Genomic DNA, 16,020 nt, shown 5'->3' with positions numbered 1-16,020 from the left:
ACACTTATGTCTATGGCGACAGCCAAAGGTTCGATCCGGCGTCGGCAATTCTGACCCGGTCCGCGAGGGCGCAGTGGCCTGAAACATCGCGAAGAAATCGCGGGGACGCCGTAAGCCCTGCCTGTCAGATCACGTCGGAGGTCGCAGGGAAAAGCCTAGGAGATTCACCCCCAGAACTGGTCGGGGCAGCTGGATTCGAACCAACGACCTGCAGTACCCAAAACTGCCGCGCTACCAGGCTGCGCTATACCCCGAATGTCCGGCGAGCCCCGTCGATACACGCTTCCCAAGGCGCCAGCAAGGCTTCCAAGGCGCCGTCAAGCCCCGAGGCGCCCCGCCGCCTGCCCGCCTATTTGCTGCCGAACAGCGGATGGCCGACGCGGTCGCCGGGGCGGATGCCGTATTTCTGCGCCGTTCCCGCCACCACCTCCAGCACGGCCCTGGCGGGCCCCCGGGACGAGATGATCTTGGTCGACATCGGTTCGGTATTCTCGGCGATGCGCAGGATGCGGCCGTCGGCGCGGATGAAGATCATGTCGAGCGAGACATAGGTGTTCTTCATCCACATCGACACCTCCTGCTCGGGATTGAAGTCGAACAGCATGCCTTTGCCGTCCGCCAGCTCCTTGCGGTACATCAGGCCGGTCTGCTTGTCCTCCTCGGTCGTGGCTACTTCCACCGAGAACACCTGCACGCCGTTCTTGGTGACGATCTCGAGCGGCTGGAAGCTGGCGGCGCCGGCGGGCGCGCCGGCAACGACACAGCCGGCGATAACGAGGACGGCGGCGAGCCAGCCCTTCAGAGCGGACCAGACAGCCTTACGATCAGGATTCATGGGGGCACTCGAGGCGTGGGACTGGAGCAGTCCTTACGCGGCGGCCGCCGGAAAAGCCAGAGGCGCACCGGTCTGCCGACGCGGCCCTGCTCACGATTGCGGGAAGGGGAAGCTTGGGCGATTTGAAGCTTGCAGGGACTTGGAGGCTAGAGCGCGAGTCTTCTCGCGCTTAGTGCGACTGCAATCCCGGCGATCCGGTCTCGGGATGGATCTCGGCCGCCATCATGCCCTTCGAGCCGGGCCCGAAGCGGACCAGGACATACTGGCCGGGCCTGAGCTCGGTCATGCCGAAGCGTCGCAAGGTCTCCATGTGCACGAAGATATCGGGCGTGCCCTCGCCGCAGGTCAGGAAGCCGAAGCCACGCAGCCGATTGAACCATTTGACCTGGGCCCGTTCCAGCCCGCTGGTCGCGGTGACGGTGACATGGGTACGCGGCGGCAGCATCTGCGCCGGATGGATCGCGGTCGACTCGTCCATCGAGACCACGCGGAACGCCTGGTAACCCTTGGCGCGCTGGATGCACTCGACGACGATGCGGGCGCCCTCATAGGCGGTCTGGAAGCCGTCGCGCCTGAGCACGGTGACGTGCAGCAGCACGTCCGGCCAACCATTGTCGGGAACGATGAAGCCATAGCCCTTGGAGGCGTCGAACCATTTGATGACGCCGTGGACTTCGACGAGATTGGCGCTGGTCTCGCCGAGCCCGCTGAACGGACTGAGCCCGCTCTCGCGACCGGCGCTGCCGTGCTCGCCCGGCGTAATCCGCCCGGGCGATGCCCCCTGCCCGGGAACCCCGAGCTTCTTGGACTCAAATCCGTCCGACGACCCCATAACCCCGGACCCCACACTGTCATGCGACCCGCCTCAGCAGCGGCATCGAATCACGCGTCTTTCGAGAACCTTCTCAACTGGACGCGACGCGAATCTTTCGACTCAAAAGATAACACTCCCGGTTGCGAGGCATAGACAAAAAAGAGATTCGCCGGAACCTATGAACAGCTTGCACAGCCGCGAATCAAATTGATGCCTCAATTGGCGACAAAGGGCCCGAGTGCTTCGCCGATGTCGTGATGGATGACGAGATCGGCAATGTCGTCCTGTTCGGTCGCCTCGCGATTGATGATCACCAGGCGTGCTCCGGCGTTCTTTGCCATCATCGGAAAGCCCGCCGCGGGCCAGACCACGAGCGAGGAACCGATCGCGATGAAGAGGTCGCAGGCCTGCGACAATGCGGTCGCGCGCTGCATTTCATCATCGGGCATCATCTGGCCGAATGAGATCGTGGCGGTTTTCACCGGCTCGTCGCACGCGGTGCAATTAGGCGCGAGGCCGTCGTCGTCGCAGCGACGCCTCACCCAATCGAGCGGATAGGCCTGCCCGCATCCAATGCAGCGCGCATAAGTAGTATTGCCGTGAAGTTCAACTACGTCCTCGCCGGCGAAGCCGGAGGCCTGGTGCAGATTGTCGATGTTCTGGGTGATGACGGCGGGAACCTTGCCGGCACGGTAGAGCGAGGCCAGCGCCCGATGGCCGCGGCCGGGTTTCGCCGCCGCGAAGACCTCCTCCATCGCAAAACGGCGGCGCCAGGATTCGTCCCGCGCTGACTGGCTCGCGACGAATTCGTCGAACGGGATCGGACGGTTGCGTGTCCAAATTCCGCCCGGCGAGCGGAAGTCGGGAATGCCGCATTCGGTCGAGATGCCGGCGCCGGTGAACGGCACGATGACCCTCGCCTCGGCAATCATGTCGCCGAGCCGTTCAACGCCGCTTTGAAGATCCGATGCAATCAATCGCGGCCTCCCGATTCGTCCTGCCTGACAGCATCATGCGCAAGCGGCAAGACTGTTGACGCTCTTATCAAGTGCCAACGCGAAGCGCTCGGCAATTTTTTCCGACCCTCGCATATCACAATCCTGCAATGCCTCCTCCCCATTGACGCCCCATTCAGGAGCCCCAATGGATGTGTCAATGCGACTCAAGATGATGCGGCGGCAGTGCTTGAGTTAAGTAAACCCGAGGGGATGGTCATGACCGAAGACGAAGAACGCAAAGCTCGTGAGCGCGATGAAATCGCAGCCCGTGTCGCCGCCTTCCGTGCCACGCAGGAAAAATTCAAGCGCGAGCGCGAAGAATATTTCGTGTCGACCCTGGAGAATGCCCGCAAGGTCGAACGGCCCTCGCTTTGGCCGTAGTTCACGTCCCGATCAATGCACGTGAAAAAAGCCCGGAGCATCGCTCCGGGCTTTTCGCTTGAGAGTGGCTACCAATGGCGCCAGTGGTGATGGCGCCGGTAGTACGGTCCGCCGCCGTAATAGGCGTAGGAGCCCGGCCCGTAATAATAGTCGGGGCCGTCATAATAGCCGTAGCGCGGGCCGTAATAGCCGTAGGGATGGGACGCTGCGACCGCACCCGCGGTGATCGCGCCGGCGGCGAGGCCGAATGCGAGGCCCGGGCCGATGCCGCGCCCGCGCGCCTCGGCAGGCGCAGGGGCCGCAATCGCGGTCACGCCAACGGCTGCGACGGTGGCCAGAACTGCCAGTGTTTTCTTCATGCTCTCCTCCTTCGCGTCTCGCGGAGATAACGACGAGCGCCAGCGATGGTTGCGCGCAGGGCGCGGAACCGGGCGGGGCAAAAAAAGCCGATGCGGGCGGAACGAAATCGCCGGCCGGGGATTGCCTCCTCAAGTGCGGGAGCCTCCGCCATCCGGGTAGAGGCAACAGCACGAAGCCCCGTCAGCATCTCCGCGATGCTGGCGGGGTTTTCAGTTTCACGGGAGCAGATGGCAGCAGACGAGGATTGCTGCCAGCGGGGCGAACGATCGAGGAGGAGAGTTTGCCGTTATCTGCTTTGCTGGCCCGTATCCGCAGGCTGGTTCCCCGATCCGAAGATCAGCACTACGACGAGATCGTTCGCAGCTTCGGTGTCGGCGCGCTGCACCCGCCGCCGACGCCGATGAGCGACGGCGAGCTGGCGCGGGCGATCGCGGAGTTCCTGAAAGAGCAGCCGTCGAGCGAATCCGTCGCGACCCTCGGCCGCCGGCTCGACCCCTCTTCTCCGCTCTGAGTTCCTTCGAGTTCCTTCCCGGGAGCAGGGAACCAGGAATGCGCGCGGACGTTGAATCCCTCTTCGGAGAGCGGAAGAGGCCCGACATGCCCGCGTGGCTCGAAGTTTTGCTCAATCTGTCCGGCTATGCCGGTTTCGTGGCGCTCGCCTCGCGCGGCACCGCAGGTGCCGGCCGACGATCGCATCCACAGCGACGATCGCTAGCGCCGCCTTTAATTGGCGTGCGCCGCCTGGCCCGCCGTGCGCACCAACCGGTCGGCCTTGACCGCGACGCGCGTGTCCTCGAGCTGCGGCCGCAGCGAGAAGCTGATCACCACGAAAGCGAGACAGAACAGCGCGCCGACGATGGCGACGCGCCGGTAGGTCTGTCGGTCGCCTTGGTAAAAGGACGGCTCTGAAAAAGGTGTCATGATAAAAATGCTTCTTGGCAAAGGTCGTTTCTTGCTTGTCCTTGCCAGACACCTACCGCAACGAGCGCCAATCGCAACGCGATTAGGCTTTTAACCTAACCGAATAGGGTTATCGGCTTCCGCGCAAATGATCGTTAGGAGTTTGCGGAGTGCCTGGGATTTCCAGCGAGCCGCTTGCCATATCGCAGGAAGCCGAAGCGACCGCAGCCTGGCGACCGGCTTTGTTCCAGCTTCGACACCATTTCGTTCTCGAAGAATGACTCGGAATCGAAGAAATCGGCGCGGAGCAACTCTTAACAAAACGTGCGCGCAGGCACGATGATCGGCTCACGGCGCATCAGGAGACGAGGCCTCGGGAGATTTCGATCCCGGCGGCGGCACTTGCGGCACTGACGGTTTGCCTTTGCGCAAGCGCGGGTGCCGATCGTACCAGAACACTTTCGCGATCTCGGCGAGAAACCAGCACGCATTCATCTCGCTCTCCCTCGCCTCACTCCTTACGGAGAAGGCGCGGACGCGACTGTGCGAAGCATCACGCTGTCTCGTTTTGATGCGTGTGGCCGCATCGCGTGCGTCAGGCGCGACATGTTCTGCATCCGACTCCATTTCGTTCTCAAAGAACGAATCGGAGTCGGAAAAATCAGTGCGAAGCGATTCCTAACGATCGATGAAAGCGCGCGACGCAACCTCTTCAGCGATGTAGCTCGGCACAATCTTCGGCGGCAGGAATTTCGACACGACCGCAAACACGATGACGATCTCGCGGCAAGGTTCGCATCGAAAGCTGTTGGCGGAAGTCGCCATCATCGGCTTGGCGCATCGCGGGCAAGTCATGCAGGCCGAACGCTGACGGCACATGTTCGTTCCTGAATCATCAGCGGCGAATGCTCGCAGCAGCGACCACACCCCGCCAAGACGGACTTCAAGTTGGTCGCCTCGTCGCCCCTACGAAGCCGCCCGACCAAGCGCGAGCCGTCAGACCAGACGGCGCCTGCCGTATCCCTGGCGTTGTCGGCGTCCGCCGGAGCAGATCAAGCCGGCCGCTTCACTTTTTCCTTTTCCGAGAAGCATTCCAGGATCTGGATCCGGAGCTCTTCCGCGGCCGGGCCCTCGAGCTTCCTGAGCTCGTTCCAGAGCCTGATCACTTCGCGCTGTTTTTCGACGGTCATGAGTCACCTCCCAAGCGGACCTTAAGGCGGCTCACTAGAACAAAATGAGAACAAAAAGTCCAGCCGGTCGCGTGCGATTTCCCGCCCTATCGCGTTGAACCTTTTCAACGCCGCCTGGACCCATTGAAGCTGGGGATTTCAGCGCCCAGTCATATGGCAGCGCTGCGGTGAACGAACATATTCCGTCATCGCGGCGCTGTTGCTTTTTGGACTTTCAACTTTAAGTTAGAAATACGGCTGGCGGCCAGGCGCTGAAATCCCAACGCCGTCAGCCAGAAGAGCCCCGTGCGAAAGCGCGGGGTTTTTCTTTGAAGGCAACGGCTGCCTGCCAGGTGCAGCGGGTCGTAGCCACGGGAACGAATCTTCCAACCTTCGCATTGACCGGCCGAATGAGGCGGTGTCCCGCGTTACCACGTCCGACTCCGGAGCCGGTGCTCTTCATCATCGAGGCGCCGATGATCTGCGAGTTCTGTGAGACCGAGATCCCGATCGGCCTTTCGCGGTCTGCCCGGCTTGCGGGAAACCGCAGAGCGCGCCGGGACAAACCGACCGGCGCGCTTTGTGGTTCGTCCTGATCGTCGTGGTGATGTTCGGCATCGCCGTCGCCGAGCATCACCTTGTCTTCAGCCATTGATCGTTGCGGCATCGCTCCGCCGCAACGACATCGCCGGCACCTTAGACGGCGTCCTTGGCAACCTTCAGCGGCGAGGCCTTGACCGACTTGCTCGCCGGCTTGGCCGCGAACTGCATCGGCTCCTTGGTGAAGGGATTGACGCCCATGCGGGCTTCGGTCGCCGGCTTGTTCACGACCGACATCTTCACGAAACCGGGAATGACGAACTCACCGGACTCGTTGAGCTCCTTGTAACCGACCGTCGCCATGTACTCGATCACCGACTTCACGTCGTTCTTCGAAAGCTGCGTGCCCTCGGCAATTGCATCAATCAATTGAGTCTTCGTCATCTTCGCCATGTCTGAATTCCTTTTGTGCGCGCGAGCAACTCTGCTGGGGACGCGGCCTGAAGCGCGGGGGCGCGCTGATTTCATGCCAGAGGTCATGAAGTGACGGGGCTTAGAACCCATCGAGGCCGAAAACGCAAGCAGGGCTTCTGCGGGGTTCCCTACTTCCTGTGAAGATGCCGCAGGACCTTCCGATTTCCGTTTGAACCATTTTACGGCTGGCGCGTCATATCATTGAAGTCCCTAAGCTTCACCCCACAGAGAGCCCCGCTTCCCCCAGGCGGGGTTTTCGCTTTTGGGGGCATGGTAGAACGGCCCGGCTGCCTATAATGGTCTGAAGGTTGCTCGTGGGGTGCTCATGAAGGTCGCTATCGTCATCGCAGGTTTGATCGTTGTCGCCGTCGCTGCCCTCGTCGCGATCCAGCCGAGCTTCCTGAAGCCTGCGTCCCTCGCCCTCGTGAAGAAGTCCGACATCTTCGGCTTCTCGCCCGGGATGACATTCGACGAGACCAGCAAGCTCGTCAGTCAACGCCGCTATCTCTGCCGCCGGAGCCGCGACTCCTACACCTTCGAATGCGACATCAACGGCGCCAAGGTCACGGTCGACAGCGAGGAGGTCGACGCCAGGCACCCGATCTGGCGCGTCAAGGCGGAGTTGAACAATCCGGGGGCGCAGGACGCTGCCGTCAAATCGATCTCCGATCAGTTCAACGCGCAACCCATCAAGGAGCGAGAGGGATGGACATGGATCGTCGGCCGCGGGCTCAAGCTGAGTTATGACGGCCTCGCCTTGAACCTCGTGGACGAGGCCGCGGAGGCCCGGCTTCGCAAGGAGGAAGCAAAGCGCTAGAGCGTGAAGTCACCTCGTCGTGAAACTTGTGGCTCGGCACGCCTTGTTGACACTTCAGTAACCCAACGCCGCCAAGCTCCATTCAGTCTCGTTGCGTTTGGAGTATCCCCACAGTGCTGGATTTTGACGAGCTGCGTGAACTCGCGGCTGATGTTCGTGTTTTCGTCGACGTCGCCGAGGACAAGGCCGAAGCACTCAGGGCCGTCATCGCGGCCTATGACGTGGTGCTGGCGATCTTCCCCACTGACGAGGGCATGGGCCTTCACGTTATCAAGGGCAGCCAGATCCTGGACAAGATTGCAAAATCGCGCAGCCATGCGATCTACAGCCACACGGCGATCGCGGTCCCCGACCTGCAACACGCACAAGCGCTCAAGCTGCTGACGGCCCCGGTCGAACAACGGATTGCGGCCTAGTTGCAGGCGGCGACGACGTCGGCGGCCCCAGGCAGCTCGCCCCCGCGCAAGAACGCACGCCCGCCGACATATCGCGGGCGGCGACTTCCGGCGTCGGAGAATTCTTTCCTCCTGAACGTCAAACCGAGGAACATGGCTTCCGCGTTCCCGTTGGCCCATGCAACCAACGAGGAGCTTGCGATGAAGAAGTTCATGATCGCGACCGCCGCACTCGGTCTCATGTGCGGCTCCGCCTTTGCCCAGACCGGCCCCGCCCCGCAGTCCGACAACATGCAGAAGCCCGGCATGAAAAACCCGAACAAGGGCTCGATGACCAAGGGCACGACCGGGATGAGCAAGGACGGCATGAGCAAGGGCGGAATGGTGAAGCCCGACGCCTCCGGCCAGGGCGGCTCCGGCCCGGGTAGCGACCAGGGCGGCACGAAGACCCGCAGCAACGTGAAGTAAGCCGGCGTTCGGCACGGCTGACTGCGTCGCTCCCCACGGAACGGCGCGGCCATCTCGTACCGATTGCTTCAGCGGCCGTTGCGGTCGAGTCCTGTCGAGGCAGGGCAATCGCATCCGAAGATCAACGTGGCGAGAAGCTCGCCTGCGGTGATCTCTCACGATTGCCCTCGTCAGTGCCCGAGCAACAAGACCGCAGTGCCGATCACAATACAGCCAAAGCCGAAGATCGCCGTCACGATCTCGACGACGTTTTCCAGACCGAAGAATCTGACGACGGCGCTCCATGCGGCAGACAGGAGGATATCCACGATCGCGCTGAGCACGGCTTGGAGCATATGGATGGGTCGCGCCGGCGGAGTTGGGGTTCAACCGCAACCGTCGCAGAGCAGTCCAGAGGGACCTTGGCCGCGATAGGGCTGCTCAGGTCATTTGCCATCGCTAGCCCGCCTACTCCGCGGCTCCAGTCCATGCTCGGCTGGCTCGGTTCACCAACCTTTCCCCTTCGCACACATTTGCCCCGCCCCCTGCCCCTCCTCCCACTTTCCTGCTATCTCCTACTCCCGCCGCCCCGGCCCAAAGCAAAACCCTCCGAACGTTAGGGAGCAACAACCATGCGATACCTCCACACCATGCTGCGCGTGCGCAATCTCGATGTCGCGCTGAAATTCTATGTTGATGCTTTCGGGTTGAAGGAGGTGCGGCGGATCGAGAACGACAAGGGGCGGTTCACGCTGGTGTTCCTGTGCTCGGCGGACGATCTCGAGGCGCTGAAGACGCAGCCGCAGACGCGCGGTGCGCCGCTGGTCGAGCTCACCTGGAATTGGGACGAGGAGAAGTACGGCGAGGATCGCTTCTTCGGCCATCTCGCCTATGAGGTCGACGACATCTACGCCACCTGCGCGCAGTTGATGAAGGCCGGCGTCACCATCAACCGTCCGCCGCGCGACGGCAACATGGCCTTCGTCCGCTCGCCGGACCTGCACTCGATCGAGCTGCTGCAGAAGGGCGAGCCGAAGCCGCCGCAGGAGCCCTGGGCATCGATGCCCAATACCGGCCATTGGTAAGGCCCCGGCAGGAACAAGCTTTCGCGCCCGACGTTCTCTCTTCAACGAAGCCGATTGGAGGAGGATGTGATGGCGAGAGGGCTGTTGCTGTGGATGCTTGGCGTGCCGATCCCGGTGATCATTCTGTTGTGGCTGTTCTTCGGCCGCTGACGACGGGTTCAAGTTTGCGAGTTGTTTTGCAACGAAAGCTTCGCCTCGGGCGGAGCTTTTTGCATGAGAGGCGCGCCGCAATCGCGCATCGCTCCGAACGGCGAATTCCGCTATCACCCGCGGCAAGCGACAACGCCGCGGGAGACGCCTCATGCCTGACACCAAGCTGACGATCTGGGGCCGTGCCAATTCGGTCAACGTGCAGAAGGTGCTGTGGTGCCTCACCGAGCTCGCTTTACCCTATGAGCGTATCGACGCCGGCATGAGTTACGGCCGGACCCGCGAGGCCGATTATCTCGCGATGAACCCCAATGCACGGATCCCGACGCTGGTCGAGGGCGACTTCGTGCTGTGGGAGTCCAACTCGATCATGCGCTATCTCTGCCTCGCGCATGGAAGCGGCACGCCGATCTATCCGGAGGCGCCGAAGAGCCGCGCATCGGTCGATCGCTGGCTCGACTGGACATTGTCGACGTTGCAGCCGGTCGACCGCCCGGTGTTCTGGGGCATCGTGCGCACGGCCCCCGCCGAGCGCGACATGATCCAGGTGCAGCGCGATGCCGATGCCGCCGCCGAGGTCTGGGCGATCGCCGACCGCCTGCTCTCCTCGCGCCGCTTCATTGAGGGCGATGCGTTCACGCTCGCGGACATCGCGCTCGGCTCCTATGCACGGCGCTGGCTCGGCGTCGAGGGCATCACCCGGCCGGCGCAGCCGCATCTGACGCGCTGGCTCGCCGAGCTCGGCAAACGGCCCGGTTTTGCACAGCATGTCGCACCACCGATGTCGTGAACCGGCAGCGCTGCGCAAGCTGCGGCGAGAGCGCGATGAATCCGCGTTTTGGCGCAATTCTGCGGCGTCAGCTCAGCACTTGACGCTACTGTGCATGGGGTTGTTTTCGCGTTTTTTAGTTTTGGCTTTACCGCCAGCCGCGCTCAACCATCAGCACGCAAACGATCAGCACCAGGGTCACCGCCGCGGTCGCCAGCCGCGCCGTCCAGCTCAAGCCGCGGCCGACCCACCAGAGCAGCGCGCAGTACATCAGCAGGGGAACGATGAGGTCGAGGCGCAGCAGGTCCACCGGCATGGGCCTCTAGCGCCTCACGGTGGTGTCGATGCTGATCGAGCCACCGATCTTCACGCAGGTCCCGGTGCCCTCGACCATGACGAAGCGCGGGCCGAAAGTGGCGCAGGAGCCCGCCCGTGCCTTCCCGGCCGCGCCTTTCAGCGACAGGGCCTTGCCGGCCTGCGGCCGCTCCGCTGGCGGCAGACGCAAGGCCTCTGCCGCGGCGGCGGATGTGGCGAGCAAGGAGATCAGGATGAGGAGCGGCGTGCGCATGGCGGCGTTCTAGCCCGGAGCGGTGCCGGGCGCCATCGGGGCGGCCGCGGCCGCGATCAGATGAACTTGATGCCGGCTGATTTGCCGCGGCGCCAGACCACCTGGCAGCTCCGCCCGGTGCGCGCGTCGCGTGCGAAGGCGAGCCGGATCACGCCCGGGAGCTGACTCGCATCCTCGTCCAGCGTGATCTTGGCGCCCGAATCCGAGATGTCCTGGACCAGGCAATGCCGTGCGGCGAAGCCACCGTCGAGCGTGATCCAGGCATGCTGCGACAGCAGCTTGCGGGCTGCGCGCTTTTTCGGCGGTGGCATTGGCGAAAGATCTCCTATTCCAGCGCTACTCAGGGAACCCTAAGAAACCGTTGAAATCGCCTCCGGATCACCCCGGGGGCCGGCGCTGTCCACCGGGGCCAAAAGACCGGCCCCGGACGGCTTGCCGGGAGCCGGAAAGGCCACTATACGTTCGCCCGCTGCAAGCCGCCGGGCCCGACTCGGCCGGCCAGCGGCCGTGCCGGGAACAACGGCAGGGCCCTGCGTTTGCTCCCTTCGTCTATCGGTTAGGACGCCACCCTTTCACGGTGGAGAGAGCGGTTCGATTCCGCTAGGGAGCGCCAGTGCACGCGACGGCGATAGATGGCGCCGCAATGGGCCGCCAATGACAGCCCGGCTGCAATTTCCCCCGCTCCCGCATGAACCTCCCCGCTGCTCGCCACCGACCAACGTCAGTTGGAACCGGTCCAGGCCCATGGCGCAGTGTAACCCCGAGATAGAACGTTCGTCCGCCGCGTCCGCAATGACGCCGCGCCTTCCGCCGTGGCTAAGCCATCCTCGCCAGCATCCATCGGACCGGCGCGCCAAAATGCTGGAGCACATGGCGCGCGACAGATCGCTGCCGCAGCGTCACGCAGATTCTGCGCCGGCGGCGCTCGTGCCATCAAGCAGCAGCGCCAAGAACGCAATCAGCGATATTCTCGGCGACGTCATCGGCCACGTAATCCTGTTCGGTATCCTCGCCCTGCTCTTCCAGTCGCGCATTCCGCTCTATCTCGGCGCGTTCGTCGTCCTGACCGACGGCGAGCGCATCGAAAGCGCGCTGGCAACATTCGGTATTCGCCTCGAACCCGAAACGATCGGCCCCGACATCGTCAAGCGCTCGGCATTCTGGTTCGGCTGGTTCGCGTTGCTCGCCGCCTTGAAAGGCTCCGTCCCCGCCTGGCTCGCGCCATGGATGCCGCCGGCCGAGTCTTGGTCTTTCATCGCCGGCATCGCCCTCCTGCTCGCCATTGTCGAAGCCTTCACGGCGCTGGCGATGCGGCGCGCGTTGCCGCCGTTAGGATTGGAGATCAGCCCGAACGGACTGGTCTGGACGACGATCCAGTTCGCCATGGCCATGGGCTCGCTGGCTTTGCTGGTGCTGTTCGGATCAATCTAGGCGCCGCGGCGCGTCGTTGCTTCACTGTGCCATCAATGACGTTGTTGTGAGACGGCCTGCAGCATAACGGGTCCTTATGCCGCGCTTTCAGCCGGGCGAGCGAGGCGCGCATTTACCGGAAATTTACCCCTGCTCCTGCGCGCCAGTATCATTTGCTTAGAATTTGACCGCTACCGTGGAATTACGGAAGCAATCCCGAACATCATTGGCACCTCATGTCCGTCGCAGAGTTCCTCAGGCAGCGTGCAGTGGACGTCACGGTCAGCGGCAGCTACTCGCTGCCCCGCTGGTATGATTGCGAGGGCAAGCTGCGCAGCTTCGCCTGCCGCACCAAGCGCGTCTCGCCCTTCCGCATGATCGTGGACGTGCCCGTCGTCGGCAAGGTCGGCGAGCGCCTCACCTCCTACTTCCAGGATTTCGGCGAATTCCAGTGCACGATCAGCGCGACGCTTAAATCGGGCTTCCTGATGGAGCTCGACATGACGCGGGCGCGGCGCGCCTGGATGTCGGAAAAGCTGACCTGGCTCGAGAAGAAGCAGAAGGATGCCAGCGTCCAGGAGCTGCGGAACGACGCGCGTTTCGTACCGCAGGTCTCGCACACGTTCCTGACGCTCGCCAACGGCAGCAGCCATCCGTGCTTCATCATCGACGTCTCCACGGCTGGCGTCGCGATCTCCTGCGAATACGATCCGCCGGTCGGAACCCCGCTAGCGGTCGGCGCCTGCGTCGGGCGCGTGATCCGCAAGTTCGAGCACGGTTTTGCGGTCAAATTCGCCGAAAAACAGGCACGCGATGATCTCGTCCGCCTGATCGTCCGCACGCCCTTGCTGCAGTCGGCCTGAAGCCGGCCCGATCAATCTTAACTCTTTTTTAACTAAATACTGGAGATGGCGACCCCTGCGCGGTAGGGTGTGACCCGGTACGTCCGCAATCACTGCGGGCCTTGAGTATTGGAAGCCCCGGAATGTCCATCGCCGACGCCGAGTTCGCCCCGGCAGAGATCGCGCTGAAGCCGCAGCTTCCACCCGGCGTCGTCACCGAAGGGCCGCTGGTCCAGGCCAAGCTGCGCGAGAGTTATCTCCTGCTCGGCATCCTCTATGTCGGCGCGGTCGCCGGCATCATCTGGGCCGTGACGCAAGGCGTCGGCAAGGTCGAGCTGTTCACGTTCGCTTGGATGTTCGCGCTGACGACGTTCGGCATCGGTGCCGGCATGCACCGCCTGTTCGTCCATCGCAGCTTCCGTACCGGCCCGATCATGCGTGTCTTCTTCTGCGCCATCGCCCAGATGGCTGTGCAGGGCTCGATCGCCAAGTGGGTCGCCAACCACCGCCGCCACCATCTCTACGCCGATGACGTCGGCGACCCTCACAGCCCGCAATTCGACGGCTTCGGCAATCGCTATGTCAGCGCGTTCAAGGGCTTCCTGCACGCCCAGGGCAGCTGGGTGTTCGACCAGGCGACCACCGACAACGAATACTATGCCAAGGACATCCTGGCCGATCCGATCGCGATGTTCTTCGTGCGCACGCGCTGGGTCTGGTACGGGATGTCGGCAGTCTTCATCCCCGGCGTGATCGGCTACACATTCGGCGGCGTGCACGCCATGATCGGCTGCGTGCTGTTCTCCGGCCTGCTCCGCGCCTATCTGCTGATCCTCACCAGCCAGCTCACCGGGTCGGTCTGCCACGCCTACGGCTATCGCCGCTTCGACGTCGAAGACGCCTCGACCAACGAGTTCGTGACCACGATCCTCACCTTCGGCGAGGGTCTGCACAACAACCATCACCGCTTCCCGCGGGACGCCTACATCTCGCACGCCTGGTGGGAGATCGATCTCAACGGCCTGATCATCCTGGGCCTGGAAAAGATCGGCCTCGTCCACGACGTCTTCCACGCCTCGCACCGTCAATTGGAGCGGGCGGCCGAAGCAGAGGCGGCCTCGACGGCGCGCTGAATCGGCAGGCAGCGGCCTCCGACAGGCCGTCTTGCCTCCGCATCGCCGCCCTATCGCGGCCCCATTGCGGGATCAGCTTTTGAACGTCCGTGCCTCCAGGCCGGGCGTTATTTGCAGACTTGCGATCGGGGGACCGAATGGCAGTCGACAAAGTTACGGTGGACAAGATCACCTGGGACAGGGTCGGCCGGGTCACCGAGCCCGGACGCTACATGTACACGTTCGGCTGGCTCACCATCACCGCCGGCGATCTGGAGATCTGGAAGATCTACCCGCAGGCCGCGTTCACGCTGCTGGCGCAACCGGGCGAGGCTGACACATCCGTCGGCGAGGAATTCCATCTCGGCGCCTTCGACGTGGCTCCCGGGGCGCCGCTGCCGTTCACCACGCACTGAGGGCGGAAAGCGCCGGCCGTTGCGGAACGCATGGCATGGGCGTTGCTTTATCATCGCCATGCTACATGTCCCCGCGGTCGACCAGGCTTTCCTGTTGTTGCTCATCGTCGTCTGTCTCGGCGCGTGCCTCGTCCGCGCCTTCTGGGAGCTCGAGCAGTCGCGGGCGCGCCGGATCGCCTCGCCGCCCCGCGAGGGCCCAACGAAGCGCAGCTAGCTGGCCTGCCCCGGCGCACGGCTACGCCGTGAATCGAAGAAACTCACGCATTTCCTTGATACGGCTTGCCAATCGCGCCTCAGCTCGGCGGCACGGGCGTTATCATGGATGACGAGCACGTTCTGTCATGCAATTGATTACGCTTGCATTCTACGGCGCGGCGGGCGACGGCAGATGAACGAAGGCTGTCGCACTCGTTAAGCGAGCCGACAGCAAGCGCATGACACATGGTCGCATCGGTGAATGTAGATAAGCGGATCAAGGGAACCTATTTTCGGCGCCGATGTACCTGATTGAAGCATTGCCCACCGTCATCGGAACGGCCGCCATCGCCCCGGCGCTGCTGATGCTGTGGCTTGTCATCGCCGCCGAGGAGCGTCCGGGACCGCCGGCCCAGGTCTGGACCGCGTTCCTGTTAGGCGCGGCCAGCATCTCGCTGCTGGGCCTCGCCCGCGCCCCCTTCGCCAAGATGGTCGCCGCGCCCGACGACCCCTGGGCGGCGCTGGCGATGCATTCGATCTTCGGCGTCGCGCTGCCTGAGGAAGCCGTCAAGGTGATCGCCATCGTGGCGATCTCCTCGACCAAGCGGCGGACCTTTGCCAATCCGATGGACACCGTGGTCTATGGCGCCGCGGTCGGCCTCGGCTTCGCCGCTTACGAGAACTTGGCCTATCTGGTCCAGCACGCCGAGATGTGGCGCTCGCTGGCCGCCTTGCGCAGCGTGCTGACCGTGCCGTTCCACGGCGCGCTCGGCATCATCGCGGGCGCCTACCTGACGATCGCGCGCGCCGGCACGGCGCTGGGCGCAAACCGGCACCATCGCGACTGGGCCCGCCTCTCCAGCCGCCTCCTGATGCTGGCCGGCCCGCTCGCGCTGCATTCTGCCTTCGACTTTCCGCTGCTGACCCTGCAAAGAATGCCCGACCTCGATCCGACGCTGCGGATGTGGCTGGGCGCTTCCAGCCTCTTGATCGGCTTCAGCTCGATCGCCTTCGCGATCCGCCTGGTCCGGCGCGTCGCCCGCCACCACGCACCTCGGACCGATATCGCGCGGGAGCGGCTCAGCCAGCTCCGCCGGATGTGGGCGCTGCTGCTCGCCGGCGGCGGAGTCGGCTTTCTCGGGCTCGCCTTCGTGCTGACCTCGATCCATCACTGGCTCATCAACCCCGAGCGCAATCTGACGCTGGCCCTGATCCCGATCGGCTTCGTCTCGATCCTGCTCGGCCTGGCGCTTCTGATTGTCACAACGGCGATCTATGTTCTCGGCCGCAACCGCATCCGCACCAGCGCGGAAGGTTTTTCCTCGGCGCCCGGCGGCGGGTGA

27 protein-coding genes and 2 tRNA genes are annotated in these 16,020 nt (G+C 63.5%); 13 read left to right on the top strand and 16 right to left on the bottom strand.

What is annotated here, in order from left to right:
• Positions 1–177: 177 nt before the first annotated feature.
• The 4 genes from GGD66_RS03285 to GGD66_RS03270 form a co-directional block, all read right to left on the bottom strand.
• Positions 178–254 (bottom strand) — tRNA-Pro (locus tag GGD66_RS03285).
• A 95-nt stretch (positions 255–349) separates the two neighbouring features.
• Positions 350–835: a DUF192 domain-containing protein gene (locus tag GGD66_RS03280; RefSeq protein WP_183256862.1), complete on the bottom strand. Its 486-nt coding sequence runs from the start codon at positions 833–835 to the stop codon at positions 350–352.
• Between the two features lie 169 nt (positions 836–1,004).
• A complete protein-coding gene (locus tag GGD66_RS03275; RefSeq protein ID WP_026202878.1) occupies positions 1,005–1,667 on the bottom strand; it encodes a cold-shock protein in 663 nt (220 codons plus the stop codon).
• 197 nt (positions 1,668–1,864) lie between these two features.
• Positions 1,865–2,626, bottom strand: coding sequence for a Sir2 family NAD-dependent protein deacetylase (locus tag GGD66_RS03270; RefSeq protein WP_183256861.1), 762 nt, complete (start codon positions 2,624–2,626; stop codon positions 1,865–1,867).
• 237 nt (positions 2,627–2,863) lie between these two features.
• Between GGD66_RS03270 and GGD66_RS03265 the strand changes: the two genes are divergently transcribed.
• Positions 2,864–3,028: a hypothetical protein gene (locus tag GGD66_RS03265; RefSeq protein WP_162832225.1), complete on the top strand. Its 165-nt coding sequence runs from the start codon at positions 2,864–2,866 to the stop codon at positions 3,026–3,028.
• Positions 3,029–3,096: 68 nt separating this feature from the next.
• Here the strand turns inward: GGD66_RS03265 and GGD66_RS03260 are convergent, their stop codons facing one another.
• Positions 3,097–3,387, bottom strand: a complete 291-nt coding sequence (locus GGD66_RS03260) for a hypothetical protein (RefSeq protein WP_183256860.1) — start codon at positions 3,385–3,387, stop codon at positions 3,097–3,099.
• A 281-nt stretch (positions 3,388–3,668) separates the two neighbouring features.
• Between GGD66_RS03260 and GGD66_RS03255 the strand changes: the two genes are divergently transcribed.
• Positions 3,669–3,899 (top strand): hypothetical protein, encoded by a 231-nt coding sequence (locus tag GGD66_RS03255; RefSeq protein WP_092258405.1) that lies wholly within the window; start codon positions 3,669–3,671, stop codon positions 3,897–3,899.
• Between the two features lie 212 nt (positions 3,900–4,111).
• Here GGD66_RS03255 and GGD66_RS03250 read toward each other — a convergent pair whose 3' ends face one another.
• From GGD66_RS03250 to GGD66_RS03225, 6 genes are all read right to left on the bottom strand, one after another.
• Positions 4,112–4,309, bottom strand: coding sequence for a hypothetical protein (locus GGD66_RS03250; protein ID WP_018323112.1), 198 nt, complete (start codon positions 4,307–4,309; stop codon positions 4,112–4,114).
• Positions 4,310–4,636: 327 nt separating this feature from the next.
• The gene (locus GGD66_RS03245; protein ID WP_177237190.1) at positions 4,637–4,783 is read right to left on the bottom strand and encodes a hypothetical protein; all 147 of its coding nucleotides are present in this window, start codon (positions 4,781–4,783) and stop codon (positions 4,637–4,639) included.
• A gap of 183 nt (positions 4,784–4,966) precedes the next feature.
• Positions 4,967–5,116: a hypothetical protein gene (locus GGD66_RS03240; protein WP_177237191.1), complete on the bottom strand. Its 150-nt coding sequence runs from the start codon at positions 5,114–5,116 to the stop codon at positions 4,967–4,969.
• Between the two features lie 224 nt (positions 5,117–5,340).
• Complete coding sequence (locus GGD66_RS03235) at positions 5,341–5,478, bottom strand: hypothetical protein (protein ID WP_177237192.1); 138 nt, start codon at positions 5,476–5,478, stop codon at positions 5,341–5,343.
• Positions 5,479–5,746: 268 nt separating this feature from the next.
• Positions 5,747–6,109: a hypothetical protein gene (locus GGD66_RS03230; protein WP_092258414.1), complete on the bottom strand. Its 363-nt coding sequence runs from the start codon at positions 6,107–6,109 to the stop codon at positions 5,747–5,749.
• A gap of 44 nt (positions 6,110–6,153) precedes the next feature.
• A complete protein-coding gene (locus GGD66_RS03225; protein ID WP_018323108.1) occupies positions 6,154–6,450 on the bottom strand; it encodes an HU family DNA-binding protein in 297 nt (98 codons plus the stop codon).
• A 346-nt stretch (positions 6,451–6,796) separates the two neighbouring features.
• Here GGD66_RS03225 and GGD66_RS03220 point away from each other — a divergent pair, with 346 nt between their 5' ends.
• Positions 6,797–7,288: a hypothetical protein gene (locus GGD66_RS03220; protein WP_179730538.1), complete on the top strand. Its 492-nt coding sequence runs from the start codon at positions 6,797–6,799 to the stop codon at positions 7,286–7,288.
• Positions 7,289–7,401: 113 nt separating this feature from the next.
• Complete coding sequence (locus GGD66_RS03215; RefSeq protein WP_018323106.1) at positions 7,402–7,704, top strand: hypothetical protein; 303 nt, start codon at positions 7,402–7,404, stop codon at positions 7,702–7,704.
• On the opposite strand, the gene GGD66_RS03210 is transcribed toward GGD66_RS03215, so the two are convergent.
• Entirely contained in the window at positions 7,701–7,898 is a 198-nt protein-coding gene (locus GGD66_RS03210) for a hypothetical protein (RefSeq protein ID WP_183256859.1), read from the bottom strand. The genes GGD66_RS03215 and GGD66_RS03210 overlap by 4 nt on opposite strands.
• Between GGD66_RS03210 and GGD66_RS03205 the strand changes: the two genes are divergently transcribed.
• Positions 7,885–8,151: a hypothetical protein gene (locus GGD66_RS03205; protein ID WP_092258660.1), complete on the top strand. Its 267-nt coding sequence runs from the start codon at positions 7,885–7,887 to the stop codon at positions 8,149–8,151. The genes GGD66_RS03210 and GGD66_RS03205 overlap by 14 nt on opposite strands.
• Positions 8,152–8,321: 170 nt before the next feature.
• Here GGD66_RS03205 and GGD66_RS03200 read toward each other — a convergent pair whose 3' ends face one another.
• Entirely contained in the window at positions 8,322–8,486 is a 165-nt protein-coding gene (locus tag GGD66_RS03200; protein WP_177237193.1) for a hypothetical protein, read from the bottom strand.
• A gap of 276 nt (positions 8,487–8,762) precedes the next feature.
• Here GGD66_RS03200 and GGD66_RS03195 point away from each other — a divergent pair, with 276 nt between their 5' ends.
• Entirely contained in the window at positions 8,763–9,215 is a 453-nt protein-coding gene (locus GGD66_RS03195) for a VOC family protein (protein ID WP_092258420.1), read from the top strand.
• 301 nt (positions 9,216–9,516) lie between these two features.
• Positions 9,517–10,155, top strand: coding sequence for a glutathione S-transferase family protein (locus GGD66_RS03190; RefSeq protein WP_092258423.1), 639 nt, complete (start codon positions 9,517–9,519; stop codon positions 10,153–10,155).
• Between the two features lie 127 nt (positions 10,156–10,282).
• Here the strand turns inward: GGD66_RS03190 and GGD66_RS03185 are convergent, their stop codons facing one another.
• The 3 genes from GGD66_RS03185 to GGD66_RS03175 are packed head-to-tail and all read right to left on the bottom strand — an operon-like array spanning position 10,283 to position 11,013.
• On the bottom strand, positions 10,283–10,450 hold the full coding sequence (locus tag GGD66_RS03185) for a hypothetical protein (protein ID WP_092258426.1): 168 nt from the start codon (positions 10,448–10,450) through the stop codon (positions 10,283–10,285).
• Positions 10,451–10,456: 6 nt separating this feature from the next.
• Positions 10,457–10,702, bottom strand: coding sequence for a hypothetical protein (locus GGD66_RS03180; RefSeq protein ID WP_092258429.1), 246 nt, complete (start codon positions 10,700–10,702; stop codon positions 10,457–10,459).
• A gap of 56 nt (positions 10,703–10,758) precedes the next feature.
• On the bottom strand, positions 10,759–11,013 hold the full coding sequence (locus GGD66_RS03175; RefSeq protein WP_018323099.1) for a PilZ domain-containing protein: 255 nt from the start codon (positions 11,011–11,013) through the stop codon (positions 10,759–10,761).
• 227 nt (positions 11,014–11,240) lie between these two features.
• On the opposite strand from GGD66_RS03175, the gene GGD66_RS03170 reads away from it, so the two are divergent.
• The 6 genes from GGD66_RS03170 (at position 11,241) to GGD66_RS03145 (ending at position 16,020) form a co-directional block, all read left to right on the top strand.
• Positions 11,241–11,315 (top strand) — tRNA-Glu (locus GGD66_RS03170).
• Positions 11,316–11,356: 41 nt separating this feature from the next.
• Positions 11,357–12,133: a hypothetical protein gene (locus GGD66_RS03165; protein ID WP_312014032.1), complete on the top strand. Its 777-nt coding sequence runs from the start codon at positions 11,357–11,359 to the stop codon at positions 12,131–12,133.
• Between the two features lie 215 nt (positions 12,134–12,348).
• Positions 12,349–12,975 (top strand): pilus assembly protein PilZ, encoded by a 627-nt coding sequence (locus GGD66_RS03160; protein ID WP_092258435.1) that lies wholly within the window; start codon positions 12,349–12,351, stop codon positions 12,973–12,975.
• Between the two features lie 122 nt (positions 12,976–13,097).
• On the top strand, positions 13,098–14,087 hold the full coding sequence (locus GGD66_RS03155) for an acyl-CoA desaturase (RefSeq protein ID WP_092258438.1): 990 nt from the start codon (positions 13,098–13,100) through the stop codon (positions 14,085–14,087).
• Positions 14,088–14,224: 137 nt separating this feature from the next.
• A complete protein-coding gene (locus GGD66_RS03150) occupies positions 14,225–14,482 on the top strand; it encodes a hypothetical protein (protein ID WP_018323096.1) in 258 nt (85 codons plus the stop codon).
• A gap of 497 nt (positions 14,483–14,979) precedes the next feature.
• A complete protein-coding gene (locus tag GGD66_RS03145; protein WP_183234200.1) occupies positions 14,980–16,020 on the top strand; it encodes a PrsW family glutamic-type intramembrane protease in 1,041 nt (346 codons plus the stop codon).

The organism is Bradyrhizobium sp. CIR48, from assembly GCF_014198315.1.
Classification (GTDB): Bacteria; Pseudomonadota; Alphaproteobacteria; order Rhizobiales; family Xanthobacteraceae; genus Bradyrhizobium.
Note: the sequence above shows the minus strand (reverse complement) of the source record. Positions and strands in the feature narration are given on the sequence as shown.

Coding starts and splice junctions, on each gene's coding strand:
- GGD66_RS03145 (WP_183234200.1), top strand. CDS start 14,980: ATGTACCTGATTGAAGCATTGCCCACCGTCATCGGAACGGCCGCCATC.
- GGD66_RS03155 (WP_092258438.1), top strand. CDS start 13,098: ATGTCCATCGCCGACGCCGAGTTCGCCCCGGCAGAGATCGCGCTGAAG.
- GGD66_RS03225 (WP_018323108.1), bottom strand. CDS start 6,450: ATGGCGAAGATGACGAAGACTCAATTGATTGATGCAATTGCCGAGGGC.
- GGD66_RS03160 (WP_092258435.1), top strand. CDS start 12,349: ATGTCCGTCGCAGAGTTCCTCAGGCAGCGTGCAGTGGACGTCACGGTC.
- GGD66_RS03180 (WP_092258429.1), bottom strand. CDS start 10,702: ATGCGCACGCCGCTCCTCATCCTGATCTCCTTGCTCGCCACATCCGCC.
- GGD66_RS03205 (WP_092258660.1), top strand. CDS start 7,885: ATGAAGAAGTTCATGATCGCGACCGCCGCACTCGGTCTCATGTGCGGC.
- GGD66_RS03210 (WP_183256859.1), bottom strand. CDS start 7,898: ATGAACTTCTTCATCGCAAGCTCCTCGTTGGTTGCATGGGCCAACGGG.
- GGD66_RS03220 (WP_179730538.1), top strand. CDS start 6,797: ATGAAGGTCGCTATCGTCATCGCAGGTTTGATCGTTGTCGCCGTCGCT.
- GGD66_RS03275 (WP_026202878.1), bottom strand. CDS start 1,667: ATGGGGTCGTCGGACGGATTTGAGTCCAAGAAGCTCGGGGTTCCCGGG.
- GGD66_RS03190 (WP_092258423.1), top strand. CDS start 9,517: ATGCCTGACACCAAGCTGACGATCTGGGGCCGTGCCAATTCGGTCAAC.
- GGD66_RS03235 (WP_177237192.1), bottom strand. CDS start 5,478: ATGACCGTCGAAAAACAGCGCGAAGTGATCAGGCTCTGGAACGAGCTC.
- GGD66_RS03195 (WP_092258420.1), top strand. CDS start 8,763: ATGCGATACCTCCACACCATGCTGCGCGTGCGCAATCTCGATGTCGCG.
- GGD66_RS03240 (WP_177237191.1), bottom strand. CDS start 5,116: ATGATGGCGACTTCCGCCAACAGCTTTCGATGCGAACCTTGCCGCGAG.
- GGD66_RS03165 (WP_312014032.1), top strand. CDS start 11,357: ATGACAGCCCGGCTGCAATTTCCCCCGCTCCCGCATGAACCTCCCCGC.
- GGD66_RS03185 (WP_092258426.1), bottom strand. CDS start 10,450: ATGCCGGTGGACCTGCTGCGCCTCGACCTCATCGTTCCCCTGCTGATG.
- GGD66_RS03230 (WP_092258414.1), bottom strand. CDS start 6,109: ATGGCTGAAGACAAGGTGATGCTCGGCGACGGCGATGCCGAACATCAC.
- GGD66_RS03265 (WP_162832225.1), top strand. CDS start 2,864: ATGACCGAAGACGAAGAACGCAAAGCTCGTGAGCGCGATGAAATCGCA.
- GGD66_RS03150 (WP_018323096.1), top strand. CDS start 14,225: ATGGCAGTCGACAAAGTTACGGTGGACAAGATCACCTGGGACAGGGTC.
- GGD66_RS03260 (WP_183256860.1), bottom strand. CDS start 3,387: ATGAAGAAAACACTGGCAGTTCTGGCCACCGTCGCAGCCGTTGGCGTG.
- GGD66_RS03200 (WP_177237193.1), bottom strand. CDS start 8,486: ATGCTCCAAGCCGTGCTCAGCGCGATCGTGGATATCCTCCTGTCTGCC.
- GGD66_RS03175 (WP_018323099.1), bottom strand. CDS start 11,013: ATGCCACCGCCGAAAAAGCGCGCAGCCCGCAAGCTGCTGTCGCAGCAT.
- GGD66_RS03280 (WP_183256862.1), bottom strand. CDS start 835: ATGAATCCTGATCGTAAGGCTGTCTGGTCCGCTCTGAAGGGCTGGCTC.
- GGD66_RS03250 (WP_018323112.1), bottom strand. CDS start 4,309: ATGACACCTTTTTCAGAGCCGTCCTTTTACCAAGGCGACCGACAGACC.
- GGD66_RS03245 (WP_177237190.1), bottom strand. CDS start 4,783: ATGAATGCGTGCTGGTTTCTCGCCGAGATCGCGAAAGTGTTCTGGTAC.